Source organism: Arthrobacter citreus (assembly GCF_038405225.1).
Taxonomy (GTDB): Bacteria; Actinomycetota; Actinomycetes; order Actinomycetales; family Micrococcaceae; genus Arthrobacter_B; species Arthrobacter_B citreus_A.
In genome coordinates, this window is record NZ_CP151657.1 from 3,584,524 (window position 1) to 3,599,455 (window position 14,932).

The following is a 14,932-nucleotide window of genomic DNA, read 5'->3' on the forward strand; positions in this document are numbered from 1 at the left end:
CGGCTAGTCCTTTACGTCGAAGCTGCGGAAGATCAGGCGGAGGGCGAAGGTGGCCACGATGATCGTGGCAATAACCACCACTACGCCCATGGCGGCGGCCTGCCCGATGTCGAAGCCCAGGAACGCCCGCTGGTAGATGTAGAAGGGCAGGTTGGCGCTGGCCGTGCCGGGACCGCCCGCCGTCATGAGGTAGATCTGGTCGAAGGTGTTCACCACGTAAATGGCGCCGAGCAGGATGCCCAGTTCAATGTAGCGGCGCAGCTGCGGAAGGGTGACGGAGATGAACGTCCGCCACCAGCCGGCGCCGTCCACCTGGGCCGCTTCCAGCACATCCTTGGGTTGGGCCTGCAGGCCGGCCAGGACCAGCAGCATCATGAACGGCGTCCACTGCCACACCAGGGACATCAGGATGGAGGCAATCGGGTGGGTGGACGTCCAGTCCACCGGCGAAATGCCCACCAGTCCAATCAGCCAGTTCAGCAGGCCGTAGCTGGGGTTCAGGATGGACACGGACCACAGCAGGGAACCGGCCACCGGCATGATCAGGAACGGAGTGATGAGCAGGGTCCGGACCACGCCGCGCCCGGCAAAGGACCGGTCCAGCAGCAGGGCAAAGACAATCCCGAGGAGCATGGCGAAAAAGACGCAGCCCAGCGTGAAGATCACGCTGTTCAGCGCGGCCTGCCGGAAGGTGGAATCAGCGAAGATCTCCACGTAGTTGCCCAGCCCCACAAACCTGTCGCCCTCGGGGTTGAGCAGGTTCCAGTTCTGCAGGGAATACCAAATGGTGAACAGGAAGGGCACCTGGGTCACTATCAGGGTGAAGACCAGAGCCGGCAGCAGTGGTCCCCGCCGCCGCCAGCCCTCTGCGCGGGAGATGCCCCGGGACTGGCGCTGTTCGGCGCCGCGGCGCACCTTCTGGTGGTGCTTGTCTACCAGGCTGGTCATTGGTTTTCTCCTGACTGGTAGCTTTCCGCGACGGTTTCGGCGTAGCGCTGCGATTGTTCCAGTGCTTCGGCCACTGTTTTTTGTCCGGCAATGGCGGCGGATATCTGCTGCGCCACCCGGGTGCCGAGGTCCTGGAACTCGGGGATCCCGACAAACTGCAGGCCGGGGTACGGAACTCCGCCCACCATGCTGGTTTCCTGGGATGCACCGGCCATGGCCGACAGCGTGGGTTCGGCGTAGTTTTCCGCCACTTCGGCATATTCGGGAATCTCATAGGTGGACAGCCGGCTGCCCGGCGGGACACGTTCCCAACTGATTTCCTCGCCCACCAGCTTGATGTAGTCCTTGTTGGTCATCCAAGAGATGAAGTCCCAGGCGGCATCCTTCTTCTGGCTCGTTTCGGGAATCGCCAGCGACCAGCTGTACAGCCAGCCGGAGGATTCCGTTTCCTCCACCGGGGCCTGGGCGTAACCGGTTTTTCCCACCACCAGCGATGATGCGGGGTCCTCCACTGAGGAGACCATGGAGGTTGCGTCGTACCACATGGCCGCGGTGCCCTGGCTGTACTGGGTCAGGCAGTCGCCGAATCCGCTGGTGGCCGCCCCCGGCTGGCCTGACGTGCGGACCAGGTCCACGTAATCGGTCACGGCGGCCTCCACCTCCGGCGAATCCAGCGTGGCGTTCCAGTCCTCATCAAACCAGCCTCCGCCGTAGGTGTTCATCATGGTGCTCAGCGGTGCCATCACCTCGCCCCAGCCGGCCAAGCCCCGCAGGCAGATGCCGGAGAAGCCGTTGTCCGGGTCATGCAGCCGCTCCGCGAAATTTGCCACATCCTCCCAGGTGGGCCGCTCAGGCATCACCAGGCCCTCCGCCTCGAAAATATCCTCGCGGTAGGCGAGGAAGGAGGATTCGCCGTAGAACGGAACGGAATACAGGTCCCCCTCGTAGCTCAGGGCCTCACGGATGTTGGGAACAAAGTCATCCGGATCGTAGCCTTCGGTGGAGTCGGCGTACTCCTGCAGGTTGGTGATCCACCCGTTTTCGGCCCACATGGGCGTCTCATAGTTGGAGATCATGACGACGTCGAACTCGCCGCCGCCCGTGGCCACGGACGCCGTGATCTTGGCCCTGGCCTCGTTCTCCGGCAGGGAGACAAAGCGGGCGTCAACGTCGGGATACTGCTCGCGGAAATTATCCTCGAGGGAAATGGCGTCAGTCATCTGCGGGTTGGAAACGATGGCCACCACTATTTCCTCGGGCCCCGCCGCGCTGTCGCCGCCGCACCCGGAGAGTGCAAGGGCAAGCGCCGCCACTGAGGCTGCCGCGGCTTTGCGGCCGGCCCGTCGAGTGCGGACCGAGCCGCTGCGTCCAAGTCTCATACGTCACCCTTGCTCATGTGAGAACTGCCTTGCGCTCATTTGTGGAGTAACTGTAAGCAGATAGACTCAAATGAGCAAACCGTAAACGTCTTAATCGAGAAGGGTCAGGGTCAGGTCATCGCTGCGACAGACTGGTCCCACGAGGAACTCCTGGCCCGGATTGGCCGGGATTATTACCTCTTGCACCACTCCAAGGTGGAGATTGCCCGCGCCTACGGAATTTCACGATTCCAGGTGGCGCGGCACTTGGAAGAGGCCCTGGCCCTGGGCATTGTGCACATTGATGTGCACTTTCCCGCTCCGGGTTCGGGGGTCGAGCCGGGCCGGCTGGCGGACATCCTCGGCGTCGAACACGTCAGAATCACTCCCACCGGCGCTGATGACCTGACTACCCGTGAAGCCATGGCCCACAGGGCTGCCGCGGAACTGATGGCAGTGGCATTCCCCAATGCCACGCTCGGTATTTCCTGGTCCCGCACCCTGGATCTCGCGGCCCGGCACGTGACGGACCTGCCTCCGTCCAACATCGTCCAGCTGGCCGGGGCGCTTCCGGTTCCCGGAAGCGGCAACTCCCTGGAGCTCATTCAGAGCCTGGGCAGGCACCCCGGGGTTAAGACATGGCCGCTGTGGGCTCCGCTGGTCGTGGAGAATGCTGACACTGCGGAGAGCCTGCGCCGGCAGCCGGAAATCGCGGACACGCTGGGCCGCGCAGACGGGCTGGACGCCGCCGTCGTTGCCGTAGGTGCATGGATGCCCGGACTGTCGACGGTCTGGAACAGGGTGGATAACCGGCTGCGGCTGCAGGCTGCCCGGGCCGGCGCCGTCGCCGAATGTTCCGGCCGGCTGCTCGACGCGGCCGGGCAGCCCGTCAACTCCGAACTGGAGGACCGTGTCCTGGCGGTAACGGTGTCCCAGCTGCAGCACACGCCCAAGGTGGTGGCCGTGGCCCAGGGCGCCGCCCGCGCTGACGCCGTCCGCGCGGTGCTGAAGGCCGGGTTCGTCACCACTCTGCTGGTGGACGAGGAGCTGGCGGCCGCACTGTCCGGCGAGGCCGGGACGGTCTAGCGGCCCGCGCGAACCTGCGGCGGCCTACCGGTCCGGGTCCGTGGCCCAGTCCGTGTCCGTGGCCGGGTCCGTGACCAGGGACTGGACGGTGGCCCGGGCGCCGTCGTCGTGCAGGGTGTCCAGCGCGCCCGTGTAGGCGCGGACAAAGCGGTCATTGGAAGCCAAGTCGCCGAACAGCTCCCGGTTGGAGACAAAGGCCAGCGGCTCTTCCCGGTTGTGCGCGGCTGCCGCCATCAGGGGCTCCCGCAGCCGGTCCACAACAGTGATGGGTTCGCCCTGCTCATCGATGCCTTCGGCATACCGGGCCCAGCTCGCAACGATGGCGGCGGAGCGGTGGATCTCGCCGCCGGCAGCCAGGTTCTCGCGGATCACCGGCAGCAGCCACTTGGGAATCCGGTCCGAGCTCTCGGCGCACAGCCGGGCGAGCGTGTCACGGACGTATTCGTTGGAGAACCGCTCAATCAGCTTGTGCTTGTAGCCGGCCAGGTCCACACCGGGCAGCGGCTTGAGCGTTGGCGTGGCCTCCTTGTCCATGTAATCCAGCAGGAACCTGGCGAACAGCGGGTCCTGGCACACCTCGTGCGCGTACCGGTAGCCGGCAAGGTAGCCGAAATAGCACAGGCCCTGGTGGCTGGCGTTGAGCAGGCGCAGCTTCATGAGTTCATAGGGTTCGACGTCGTCCACCACCTGGACGCCCACCTCGTCAAAGGCCGGACGCCCGAGCGGGAATTCATCCTCCAGCACCCACTGCTCAAAGTCCTCGCACACCACCGGCCAGGCGTCCTCCACCCCGAAGTCCTCCGCCACCATGGCCCGGTCCCCGTCAGTGGTAACGGGCGTGATCCGGTCCACCATGGAGTTGGGGAAGGCGACATTCTCCTGCACCCATTGGCCAAGTTCCGGATCCCGGAGGCGTGCAAAGGCCGTGAACATTTTGGCGGCAACGTCTCCGTTGCCCTGGATGTTGTCGCAGGACATAACCGTGAACGGCGGCAGGCCGCGGTCCCGGCGCCGCACGAGGGCCTCGGTGACAAGCCCGAACACTGTGGATGGAACCGCCCCGGGAGCCAGATCGGCCGCTACGGCGGGGTTGTCGGCGTCGAATTCACCGGTGACATGGTGGAAGTTGTACCCGCCCTCAGTGATGCTCAGGGAGACAATCCGCGTCCCGGGCGCCGCCATCTTTTCGATCACGGCTTCCGGATCCTCCGGTGCCAGGAGGTATTCGATGATGGAGCCGATCACCCGGCCCTCCCGGATGCCGTCAGGGTTCTTGACCACCAGCGTGTACAGGCAGTCCTGGTTTTCCATCACCGTTTTCATGGCCGCATCGGCAGGCAGGACTCCCACTCCGCAGATGCCCCAGTCACTTGCGCCGCCGGCGTTCATCAGGCGGTCCACGTACATGGCCTGGTGTGCGCGGTGGAATCCGCCCACGCCAAAGTGGACAATTCCGACGGTGATGTTCGACCGGTCATAGGACGGGACGGACAGGTTTGGGGAGAGGCCGGACAAAGTGGCGGCACTGAGTTTGCTCATGATCACACCTGGGGACGGGGCGGATAGGTGCGGATAAATCTAGCATGTGAGCGCCGCGGTGCCGATCATATGAGCGCACTCCGCGAAGTCCGTCCGGCACGCTGCCAAGGGTGTGATTTGGATTACATCCATCGTTAAGTAAGGCTGGCTCTATTCATTCGGCAGCAGACTTACTACTCACCGGGGATTGAATAATGAACACAGCACGGGCAGTTGTTCCCATGGCACCGGCATCCGAGGAGGTTGGCTGGCTCGGATCCGTGGATTCCGCAATCAACTCCGTGTTTGAGCCGATCTCGGACCTTTTCAACGCAGTCGTGTTTTTCCCTGTCACCATCGGCGATCTCAGTTTTCCGATTGTTGTCGCGTGGCTCATCGTGGCCGGCGTGGTTTTCACCTTCTACTTTGGCTTCATCCAGTTCCGCGGATTGAGGGTCGCCGCGCAGGTGGTCCGCGGAAAATTCTCCTCCAAGGATGATCCGGGTGAAGTGCCGCATTTCCAGGCCCTCACCTCCGCCCTGTCCGGCACGGTGGGGCTGGGTAACATCGCCGGTGTTGGTGCGGCCATGGCCCTGGGCGGACCGGGCGCAACGTTCTGGATGATCCTTGCCGGGCTGCTGGGCATGGCCTCAAAGTTCGCGGAATGCACGCTCGGCGTGAAGTACCGCGAGGTCCATGAAGACGGCTCCATCAGCGGCGGTCCCTTCAAGTACCTGCCGGTGGCCTTTAGGCGGCTGGGCCGGTGGCCGGCCAGGATCCTCACCGGGACCTTTGCGGTGGCCATCCTGATTTTTGGAATTGCCGGCGGCAATATGTTCCAGGCCAACCAAACGTTCGCGCAGATCCAGAATGTCACCGGCGGTGACGACGGCCTGCTCGGCAGTGCCGGGGCTGCTCTGATATTCGGACTGGTGCTGGCTGCCATGGTGGCAGTGGTCATCCTTGGCGGGATCAAATCCATTGGCGCCACCACCTCCAAACTGGTGCCGGCCATGGGCGGCGTCTACATCCTGGCCTGCCTGTTTGTCATCATCGTCAACTTCGAGAACGTTCCGGCAGCGTTCGGAGCCATTGTGGAGGGCGCCTTCCGGCCTGAGGGTTTTGCCGGTGGCATTCTCGGCGTGATGATCGTCGGCTTCCAGCGCGCGTCCTTCTCGAACGAAGCCGGAGTCGGATCCGCCGCCATCGCCCACTCGGCGGTCAAGACCCGCCGTCCGGTCAGCGAAGGATTCGTGGCGCTCTTCGAGCCGCTCGTGGACACCGTCCTTATCTGCACCATGACCGCACTGGCCATCATCATGGCGTCCACCCCGAGCCTGCAGGCAGGCATTGACCAGGTGCAGGGCGGCGGGGATGCGCCCGACGGCGTGATCCTCACCTCCGACGCCTTCGCCACCGTCCTGCCATGGTTCCCGGTTGTCCTCTCCATCGCCGTCGCGCTCTTCGCATACTCCACCCTGATCACGTGGTCCTACTACGGGCTGAAGTCCTGGGAATACCTCTTTGGTCGCGGCCGGCGCCGGGAAATCGCCTATAAGGTCATCTTCCTGACCTTCACCGTGGCGGGCTGCGTGCTCTCCTTCAGCCAGGTCATCAGCTTCGCCGACGCCGCGCTGTTTGTCTGCGCGTTCGTGAACCTGCTCGGCGTGTACCTGCTGCTGCCGGTTATCAAGCGGGAAATGAAGGAATACCTGGCGGACCGCAGGAGCGGCAAGCTGGAGCTGCTCGGCATAGATGAGCAGGACATCAAGGACGCAGCCCCTGCCGGTTGAGTTCCGCCGGTCCCGGCCTCAGGGCCTCCTGAGCCGCCGCGAGTCAATACCCGTGTAGCCTCGGAGCAACGTGCCGGGCAACAGTGGGGGACATCATCATGGCTGCATCTGGAATTGGTGTGATTTTCGGTCTTCTCTACTTTCTGGCCGTGGCCGCGGTGGCGGTCCTGGTGGTGTGGGCGCTGGTGCTGCTGATCATCTTCCTGAGGCTGCTGATCGCTGAAATGCGCGCTGCCGCGGGTTCGGCCGGAAGTCCCGGCCTCCCCGGCTAGGCCGCGGCGCCCACGGGCGGAACCGGGCAGGTGACGGTCGACACAATCCGGCTGTCCCATTTTAGGAACCGCCGCCGTGAAAGTAGTGTCTTATCCATGGCCCCCTTTCGAAACAGCCGCGCCGCGTCGCTGCCCGCAAAACTGTCCCGTTCCTGGCTGCTTGCATCTGCGGCAAACGAAGCGAATTTTGCTCCCGCGCTGGTGTCCGAAGCGGACTCAGTGGTGTTCGACATGGAAGATGCAGTTCCCGCAGCCGGCAAGGCGGAGGCCCGCGAACGCGTCGTTGAAGCCCTCTCCACCGGCATGACCGCCTGGGTGCGCGTCAACGGCATCGAAACCGACTACTGGGCTGATGACCTGGCCGCACTGTCTAAGGCTCCGGGCCTGCGCGGCGTCATGCTGGCAATGACCGAAAAGCCTGAACAGGTGACCCACACCGCCATGCGGCTGCAGGCCGGCACCCCGGTCCTCGCCCTGGTGGAGTCCGCCCTGGGCATCGAGAACGCGACGGCGATTGCCTCCGCTCCCGGCACCTTCCGCCTCGCCTTCGGCGTCGGCGACTTCCGCCGCGACACCGGCGCCTCCGACGATCCGATGGCGCTGGCCTACGCCCGTTCCAAGCTGGTGGTTGCCTCCCGCGTCGGCCAGCTGCCCGGTCCCATTGACGGCCCCACCGTTGGCGCCCTGGGCGAGAAGCTGCTTGAAGCCTGCAAGGTCACCCAGTCCATGGGCATGACCGGCAAGCTGTGCCTGATGCCCGACGCCGCCGACACCATCAACCAAGGGCTGTCGCCGAGCGAGTCGGAAGTCCAGTGGGCCCATGAACTGCTCGAAGCGCACGCCGCCGGCGCAGTGGTGGGAGACGGTTCCTACCTGCCGCGCCTGGCGCGCGCGCAGAAAATCTCATCGCTGGCAGACTCCTACGGACTCTGGAACGCCTAAGAGCTGCAGGACGCCGGGCGCTGCTGCGGTCTTATGCGTCCGTCCGGGCCAGTAATTCCAGCACCCGCGCCGTGAGCGCGGGTGCTGCTGTTTCGTCGTAGTCATCCAAGCTGATGTCGGCGAACAGGTGGGAGCTGCCCGGGTAGAGGAACAGCTCCGCTTCCGCAGTGGTGTCCATCAGGTTCTCCGCGGCGGCGAGGTCTCCCTCATCCACGAAAATGGGATCTTTGTCCATGCCGTGAATCTGCACGGGAACACCCGCGGGCCAGGAATCCGCAAAGACGCCGAGCGGAACGCAGGAGCTGACCAGCACGGCGCCGCGGGCGCCGGGCCGGGTCTGCGCCAGCCGCTGGGCCGGCAGGACGCCGAGGGAGAATCCGATGTAGACCATCCCCGGCGGAAAGCGTCCGGCAATCCGCACTCCGGCGTCCTCCAGTTCCTGAAAACCGACCTCTTCGGCGTAAGCCATGCCGTCGGCAAGCTCGGGAAAAGTCCGCCCGTCAAAGAGGTCGGGGACGGTGACGGTATGCCCGGCTTCACGCAGCACATCGGCAAAGGCATCCATGCCGGGCGTCAGCCCCAGGACGTGGTGGAACATCAGGACATTGGCCACGGGAGTGCTCCTAGCGCGCTGTGAAATAGCAGTCCGGCCCATCATATGAGTCAGCATCTGCTTCCTCTGCTCACAGCAGAGACCCTGTTGCCGGCCGGCATCTCCGTTTTACGATCAAGCATGGCTGACATCGCTGCATTCAGAGTTTCAGAACCGGTGCGTGACCGTGACGCCGGTGTGGACGCACCCCGCACACCGCCGGAGCCCCTGTGGCGGGAGGTCCTCGGTGAGCTGCTGAGACGGCTCCGTCACAACCGCGGTATGACGCTGGGAGAAATCGCCGCTCGGGCCGGCCTCTCCCCGCAGTACCTCTCGGAGATCGAGCGGGGACTCAAGGAACCCTCGAGCGAAATGATCGAGGCCGTTGCCGGTGCCCTTGGCGTCAAGCTGGTTGACCTGACCCTGGCCGTAGCTGAAACGCTGATCCTTGCCAGCGGCAGCGCAACTGCTGTGCAGGCGCCGGCCAGCCCCGCCGTCGGCCGCGGTTCCTTTACCCTGGCTGCCTGAAAAACCCGGGCCCGCGGCTCAGGCTTTATCAATGACATGGTCAATCAGCCCGTAGTCCCTGGCTGCCGCCGCAGTGAAGAGCCGGTCGCGGTCGGTGTCCGCACGCAGCGCCGAAACGCTCTGACCGGAGTGCCGGGAGAGGATGGCCTCCATGTCCGAACGGACGCGCACCAGCTCGTCAGCCTGCAAAATCAGGTCGGGTATGGTGCCGCGGCCCTGCGCCGCGGGCTGGTGAAGAACAATCCGTGCGTGCGGCAGGGCAGCGCGCTTTCCTTCGGCGCCGGCGGCGAGCAGCACGGCGCCGACGGCGACGGCCTGGCCAACAACGGTGGTCGCGACGTCCGGGCGGATAAAGCGAATCGTGTCATACACGGCGAGCATGGCACTGGGATCGCCGCCCTCACAGTTGATGTACAGGTCAATGTCGGAATCGGGCGAGGCCGAGTGCAGGTACAGCAGCTGGGCGATCAGGGCGTTCGCCACTCCGGCGTCAAGGGGCGTGCCAAGGTAGACAATCCGCTCCGTGAGCAGATGCGAGTAAATGTCCATGATCCGTTCGCCGCGCGGATGCTGCGCGATCACGTTGGGGATGGTGTAACTGCTCATCGGACCTCCTCCGCAATGGCGGGCGCGGCGGCGCGGCCGAATCCCGCGGCCACCCGGTGCCGGGGCCGGAAATCGTCAAAGCCCTGCACAATGGAATCGACAAACCCGTAATCCAGCGCCTCCCGGGCCGTGTACCAGTGATCATGCAGCGAGTCCTCGAAAATCCGCTCCACCGGTTGTCCGGTGTCTTCGGAAATGAGCCGCAGCACGGTGTCCCGGGTGTGCCGCAGGTCATCGGCCTGCAGCTCAATGTCGACGGCGGTGCCCGCAATGCCGGCCGATCCCTGGTGCATCAGGATGCGGGCATGCGGCAGTGCCCGGCGCTTGCCGTGCGTTCCGGCGGAGAGCAGGAACTGGCCGGCGGAGCACGCGATGCCAAACGCCAGGGTTGAGACATCATTCGGGATCGTCCGCATAAGGTCGCGGATGGCCAGCATCGCCGGGACGGAACCTCCGGGGGAGTGGATCCACAGGGCTATGTCGGTCAGCGGGTCCTCCGCGGCCAGACTGATGAGCTGCGCGGCGAGCAGCGTTCCATTGTCGTCATCCAGCGGACCGTCCAAAACCAGGACGCGGCGCTCGTAGAATTCCCGGCGGATGCTTTCGGTGAACAGCGGTGTTTTCTCGGAATCATTCATGACTCCACCGTGCTCCCGGAATCCGCTGCCGGATAGACGGATCTGCCGGCAGCGGATCCGCCCTCAGCAGCGCGGGATCAGCGCTCGACCAGGATGCCGTCGCCGTCGGCGTAGAGAACGGCACCGGGCCGGAAGGCTACACCGCCAAATTCCACGGTGACGTCCACTTCTCCGGCGGAGTCCTTGGCGCTCTTGCGCGGGTTGGAACCCAGGGCCTTCACTCCCAGCGGCAGCCCGGCTATTGCACCACGGTCGCGGATGGCGCCGTTGATGACGACGCCGGCCCACCCGTTGGCCACCGCAGCCCCGGCGATCATGTCCCCCATGAGGGCGCTGTTCAGCGACCCGCCGCCGTCCACCACAAGCACCGCGCCGTCGCCGGGGGAGTTCAGGGTGGACTTGACCAGCCCGTTGTCCTCCATGCACCGGATGGTGCGGATGGGCCCGGTGAAGGCGGTATGGCCGCCAAGGTTCTGAAACTGCAGGGGCACGGACGCGAGGTTCTCGCCGTGCTGGTCGTAAAGGTCTGCTGTGCTGATGTCCATGGCCCTACTCTGGCACAGGCCTCAGCTCGAGCGTTGCAGGGATGCTGCGTGGGCCTTGAGGACTTCCACCACCTCCAGCAGCTCTGCCACGGATTCCGCGGTTGACGTGCTCTTTTCCCGCGGCCAGCCGCCGGCGAGGCCCTGGTTGTAATACAGTCCGTCGCCCAGGAGCAGGATGGCGCGCGCGATGGCCGGATTGCCGACCTCCCCGAGAATCAGCTGCATCCAGTTGTGGTGGATCCGTTCCAGCATTGCCGATGCCTCAGGGTCCGAGGCCTGGGCCAGGCGGACGACGCCGATCAGCGCGCGGTCCAGTGCGCTGCCCACGTACACGGACTCGCGGACCAGGTACCGGGCCGGGCCCTCGGGGTCCGCGCTCATCGCCTTCATATCGATGTCCGCCAGTTCCCCCAGCCTGGTGATGAGGGCGGCGGCCAGGGCTTCCTTGTTCTTGAAGTGATACAGCAGCCCGCCTTTGGACACGCCGGCCAGCGCGATAACGGCGTCCATTGTGGCGCCGCGGGGACCTTCATTGATCAGCAGCTCCTCATAGGCGAAGAGGATGCGGTCCCGGGTGGAAGTGTGCTCAGGCATACGTTTACGCTACGCCATCTATTGCTGTACAGTCTAGACGGTACAGTAAGCGAACGGACTCGATCCGCACCTGCTGACACACCCCAACGATGAGCGAAGGAGACAGCTGTGCCCGCGGTACAGGAAGCACCCCACATCCAACGAGCCGGCCGGCGTGAATGGCTGGGACTGGCTGTGCTCATGCTGCCGGTGCTGCTGATTTCCGTCGACAACACCGTCCTGAGCTTTGCCATCCCGTCTCTGTCGCGCGCCCTGGCGCCGAGCGGCACCGAGCTGCTGTGGATCGTGGACATCTACGCCCTGGTGCTCGCCGGACTGTTGGTTCCGATGGGTGCCCTGGGCGACCGCATCGGCCGGCGGCGGCTGCTGCTGATCGGCAGCGCCGGCTTTGGTTTGGTCTCCGCCGCAGCGGCGTTTGTGCCCTCCGCCGAAGCCCTGATTGGCGCCCGCGCACTGCTCGGCCTGTTCGGCGCAATGCTGATGCCGGCCACGCTGTCCCTGATCCGGAACATCTTCACGGTTCCGTCCCAGCGGAGGATCGCCATTGCCGTCTGGGCCGCGGGCTTCTCCGGCGGCGCGGCACTGGGGCCCATTGTCGGCGGACTGCTGCTGGAGCACTTCTGGTGGGGCTCGGTGTTCCTGCTGTCCGTTCCGGTGCTGATTCCGCTGCTGGTCCTGGGCCCGGTGCTGCTGCCCGAATCACGCGACCCCAACCCCGGCCCGGTGGACGTGTGGAGCATCCTGCTGGTCATGGCCGCCATGTTCCCGGTGGTTTACGGCATCAAGGCGATTTCGACGTCGGGGGTTGGCGCCGAGTCGCTGCTGCCGATCGCCGTCGGGCTGGTGTTCGGCATCCTCTTTGTCCGCCGCCAGCTCCGCCGTCTGCATCCGATGCTGGATGTGCGATTGTTCCGCAATCCCACCTTCAGCGGCTCCATCGGCGCCAACCTGCTCAGCGTCTTTTCCCTGGTCGGGTTCATCTTCTTCCTGTCCCAGCACCTGCAGCTGGTGCTGGAAAAGTCTCCGCAGCAGGCCGGGCTGATCATGCTGCCGGGGCTGCTGCTGACCATCATTGCCGGACTGGCGGTGGTGCGCGTGGTTCGGCACGTACGGCCCGGCTACATTATTGCCGGCGGCCTGCTCCTGAATGCGGTGGGCTACACCATCATCCTGATGACCGGAGGCGGCGGCGTGGGTGAGCTCATGCTGGCTTTCATGGTGCTCGGCCTGGGGGTCGGCGCTGCGGAAACCATCTCCAATGACCTCATCCTCTCGTCCGTGCCCCCCACCAAGGCCGGCGCCGCCTCGGCGATCTCCGAGACCGCCTATGAAGTCGGTGCGGTCCTGGGCACGGCGGTGCTTGGCAGCATCCTGACGGCCGACTACCGGAACGGCGTGGTGCTGCCCGCCGGGCTCACCCCGGCCGACGCCGAAGCCGCCTCCGAAACCCTGGGCGGAGCCGTCGAAGCGGCCCAGCGGCTGCCGGAAGGTGCTGCCCAGCAGCTGCTGGAATCCGCCCGGGCGGCCTTTGACTCCGGCGTGTTCACCACGTCGTTTATTGGCGTGGTCCTGATGGTGGTTGCCGCCGCCGGTGCGCTCATTATCCTGCGGCGGGCCTCCGCGGACAGCTGACCTGCGACAGTTCTTCCAACCTAGGAGGGTTCTTCGGATTCTCCGCGGTGCACGATGAGGACGGGGCAGCGGGCGTGGGCGGCCAGGACCGAGCTGACGGAGCCGAGCAGCAGCCCGGCGAACCCGCCCCGCCCCCGGTTTCCCACCACGAGCATTTCCGCTCCCCGGCTGGCCTCAATCAGCAGTTCCACCGCCCGGCCCACCAGCGGAGTCTGCGTCAGGTCCGGCGGAATCGCGGAGCCGAATGCTTCCTCCAGCACCTCGGCCATGATGTGTTCGGCCTCCACCTGGGGGGACCAGACGTCGGTGGGGACGGGGGCGGTCAGGGAAACGGCCTGCTCCCACACCGTGACCACCTGCAGCGGGCAGCCGAGAACCGCAGCCAGCCGCTGGGCTTTCCACAGGGCTTCAATGGACAGCCGGGACCCGTCCACGCCCACGACTATCCGCTTGCGGTCCTCATCGGGTGTGCTCATTTGCTCATCCGTTCTCTCGGGATTAACTCTCATCCTGCCCGTCATGGGGTCCGTGGGGGAGGGGCGGCACCGCGCCCGGCGCTGATTAGAGGCATTTCCGTGCCGGCAGCCCTGTCCGCTCCTGCCTGGACCGGGGACCGGAGGCGCCCGCTGGGTAGACTCGTGGAACTATGCGAACCATGAATAAGTACCGAACCGTCATTGTCTGGCTCCTGATTATCGCGCTGGTTGCCAGCGTCAGCGTGGGCTTCCTCAGCATGCTGTTCTAGCCGCCGCGACACGGAACTTGAGGCAGCAAGCCCCTCCGGTCTAGGATAGTAAGCATACTTACGCTTGTTGCTTCCGGCGGGAATCCGCCCGCCCGGGACGGGCGTACCGCATGCAGAATGACCTACCGAAAGTGGGAAACTCCATGACCAACGGCAGCACCAATGACCAGTACACCTTCCAGAACCCGGTGGACCGCTTCCCGACGATTACGCCGCCGAAGCAGGACCAGCCGGAGCCCGGCCTGGACGCGGACCTGGAGCCGAAGACGGACCGCGGTGAGGAGTCCTACCGCGGCACCGGCCGCCTGGAAGGGCGCAAAGCGCTCATTACCGGAGCCGACTCCGGCATCGGCGCGGCCGTGGCCATCGCCTACGCCCGTGAGGGTGCCGACGTCGCACTGGCTTACCTGCCCGAGGAAGAAGAGGACGCACAGGAAATTGTCCGCCTCATTGAGGCCGCCGGCCGCAAGGCCGTGGCGCTTCCCGGTGACGTCCGCGACGCCGCATACTGCGCGCAGCTGGTGTCCGACGCCGTCGAGGCCCTGGGCGGGCTGGACATCCTGGTGAACAACGCGGGCAAGCAGGTTGCCGTGGAAAACCTCGAGGACCTCTCCGACGAGCAGCTCGATGACACGTTCAAGACCAACATCTACGCGTTCTTCCGCATCACCAAGGCCGCGCTGCCGCACCTGCCGGCCGGCTCCAGCATCATCAACACCACATCAATCCAGGCCTACAACCCGTCGCCCTTCCTGCTGGACTATGCCAGCACCAAGGCCGCCATCAACAACTTCACCAAGGGCCTGGCCCAGCAGCTGGCGCCCAAGGGCATCCGCGTCAACGCGGTGGCTCCGGGACCGTTCTGGACGCCGCTGCAGGTATCCGACGGCCAGCCCAAGGAGATGCTGCCTGAGTTCGGCAAGGACACCCCGCTGGGCCGCGCCGGCCAGCCGACCGAGCTCGCTCCGGCCTACGTTTTCCTGGCGTCGCCCGAATCCAGCTACGTCATCGGCGAAACGCTGAACGTCAACGGCGGCACTCCCTCGCCGTAAAGGTAAACCCCACCAGCAGGCTGGCCCGCACACTTACGAAAAGTGTGCGGGCCGGCCTGTTTGTGCGTGGCGAGTGGCGCGGG

At 65.2% G+C, this 14,932-nt stretch carries 16 protein-coding genes; 7 read left to right on the forward strand and 9 right to left on the reverse strand.

Annotated elements, in window-relative coordinates; all coding sequences use genetic code 11:
- Positions 1-3: 3 nt before the first annotated feature.
- Both AAE021_RS16640 and AAE021_RS16645 read right to left on the reverse strand, forming a co-directional pair.
- Entirely contained in the window at positions 4-948 is a 945-nt protein-coding gene (locus tag AAE021_RS16640; protein WP_342023403.1) for a sugar ABC transporter permease, read from the reverse strand.
- Complete coding sequence (locus AAE021_RS16645) at positions 945-2,327, reverse strand: sugar ABC transporter substrate-binding protein (RefSeq protein ID WP_342023404.1); 1,383 nt, start codon at positions 2,325-2,327, stop codon at positions 945-947. The genes AAE021_RS16640 and AAE021_RS16645 overlap by 4 nt, the downstream gene beginning before the upstream one ends.
- Positions 2,328-2,507: 180 nt before the next feature.
- Here AAE021_RS16645 and AAE021_RS16650 point away from each other — a divergent pair, with 180 nt between their 5' ends.
- The gene (locus AAE021_RS16650) at positions 2,508-3,392 is read left to right on the forward strand and encodes a sugar-binding transcriptional regulator (protein WP_342023405.1); all 885 of its coding nucleotides are present in this window, start codon (positions 2,508-2,510) and stop codon (positions 3,390-3,392) included.
- A 24-nt stretch (positions 3,393-3,416) separates the two neighbouring features.
- Here AAE021_RS16650 and AAE021_RS16655 read toward each other — a convergent pair whose 3' ends face one another.
- Positions 3,417-4,931 (reverse strand): mannitol dehydrogenase family protein, encoded by a 1,515-nt coding sequence (locus AAE021_RS16655; protein ID WP_342023406.1) that lies wholly within the window; start codon positions 4,929-4,931, stop codon positions 3,417-3,419.
- Between the two features lie 194 nt (positions 4,932-5,125).
- Here AAE021_RS16655 and AAE021_RS16660 point away from each other — a divergent pair, with 194 nt between their 5' ends.
- The 3 genes from AAE021_RS16660 (at position 5,126) to AAE021_RS16670 (ending at position 7,917) form a co-directional block, all read left to right on the forward strand.
- Positions 5,126-6,703, forward strand: coding sequence for an alanine/glycine:cation symporter family protein (locus AAE021_RS16660; RefSeq protein ID WP_342023407.1), 1,578 nt, complete (start codon positions 5,126-5,128; stop codon positions 6,701-6,703).
- 98 nt (positions 6,704-6,801) lie between these two features.
- Positions 6,802-6,975: a hypothetical protein gene (locus tag AAE021_RS16665; protein WP_342023408.1), complete on the forward strand. Its 174-nt coding sequence runs from the start codon at positions 6,802-6,804 to the stop codon at positions 6,973-6,975.
- A gap of 96 nt (positions 6,976-7,071) precedes the next feature.
- The gene (locus AAE021_RS16670) at positions 7,072-7,917 is read left to right on the forward strand and encodes a CoA ester lyase (protein WP_342023409.1); all 846 of its coding nucleotides are present in this window, start codon (positions 7,072-7,074) and stop codon (positions 7,915-7,917) included.
- A 31-nt stretch (positions 7,918-7,948) separates the two neighbouring features.
- Here the strand turns inward: AAE021_RS16670 and AAE021_RS16675 are convergent, their stop codons facing one another.
- Positions 7,949-8,530: a dienelactone hydrolase family protein gene (locus AAE021_RS16675; RefSeq protein ID WP_342023410.1), complete on the reverse strand. Its 582-nt coding sequence runs from the start codon at positions 8,528-8,530 to the stop codon at positions 7,949-7,951.
- A gap of 120 nt (positions 8,531-8,650) precedes the next feature.
- Here AAE021_RS16675 and AAE021_RS16680 point away from each other — a divergent pair, with 120 nt between their 5' ends.
- Positions 8,651-9,037: a helix-turn-helix transcriptional regulator gene (locus AAE021_RS16680; RefSeq protein ID WP_342023411.1), complete on the forward strand. Its 387-nt coding sequence runs from the start codon at positions 8,651-8,653 to the stop codon at positions 9,035-9,037.
- A gap of 18 nt (positions 9,038-9,055) precedes the next feature.
- Here AAE021_RS16680 and AAE021_RS16685 read toward each other — a convergent pair whose 3' ends face one another.
- The 4 genes from AAE021_RS16685 to AAE021_RS16700 all read right to left on the reverse strand — a co-directional run bounded on the left by AAE021_RS16685 (position 9,056) and on the right by AAE021_RS16700 (position 11,420).
- The gene (locus tag AAE021_RS16685; protein WP_342023412.1) at positions 9,056-9,643 is read right to left on the reverse strand and encodes a ClpP family protease; all 588 of its coding nucleotides are present in this window, start codon (positions 9,641-9,643) and stop codon (positions 9,056-9,058) included.
- On the reverse strand, positions 9,640-10,281 hold the full coding sequence (locus tag AAE021_RS16690; protein WP_342023413.1) for an ATP-dependent Clp protease proteolytic subunit: 642 nt from the start codon (positions 10,279-10,281) through the stop codon (positions 9,640-9,642). The genes AAE021_RS16685 and AAE021_RS16690 overlap by 4 nt, the downstream gene beginning before the upstream one ends.
- Positions 10,282-10,358: 77 nt before the next feature.
- Positions 10,359-10,826 (reverse strand): ribonuclease E activity regulator RraA, encoded by a 468-nt coding sequence (gene rraA, locus AAE021_RS16695; protein ID WP_342023414.1) that lies wholly within the window; start codon positions 10,824-10,826, stop codon positions 10,359-10,361.
- 21 nt (positions 10,827-10,847) lie between these two features.
- Complete coding sequence (locus tag AAE021_RS16700; RefSeq protein WP_342023415.1) at positions 10,848-11,420, reverse strand: TetR/AcrR family transcriptional regulator; 573 nt, start codon at positions 11,418-11,420, stop codon at positions 10,848-10,850.
- Between the two features lie 108 nt (positions 11,421-11,528).
- Between AAE021_RS16700 and AAE021_RS16705 the strand changes: the two genes are divergently transcribed.
- Positions 11,529-13,052 (forward strand): MFS transporter, encoded by a 1,524-nt coding sequence (locus AAE021_RS16705; RefSeq protein ID WP_342023416.1) that lies wholly within the window; start codon positions 11,529-11,531, stop codon positions 13,050-13,052.
- A 20-nt stretch (positions 13,053-13,072) separates the two neighbouring features.
- Here the strand turns inward: AAE021_RS16705 and AAE021_RS16710 are convergent, their stop codons facing one another.
- Entirely contained in the window at positions 13,073-13,528 is a 456-nt protein-coding gene (locus AAE021_RS16710) for a universal stress protein (RefSeq protein ID WP_342023417.1), read from the reverse strand.
- Positions 13,529-13,940: 412 nt separating this feature from the next.
- On the opposite strand from AAE021_RS16710, the gene AAE021_RS16715 reads away from it, so the two are divergent.
- Positions 13,941-14,849, forward strand: a complete 909-nt coding sequence (locus AAE021_RS16715; RefSeq protein ID WP_342023418.1) for an SDR family oxidoreductase — start codon at positions 13,941-13,943, stop codon at positions 14,847-14,849.
- Positions 14,850-14,932 lie beyond the last annotated feature (83 nt).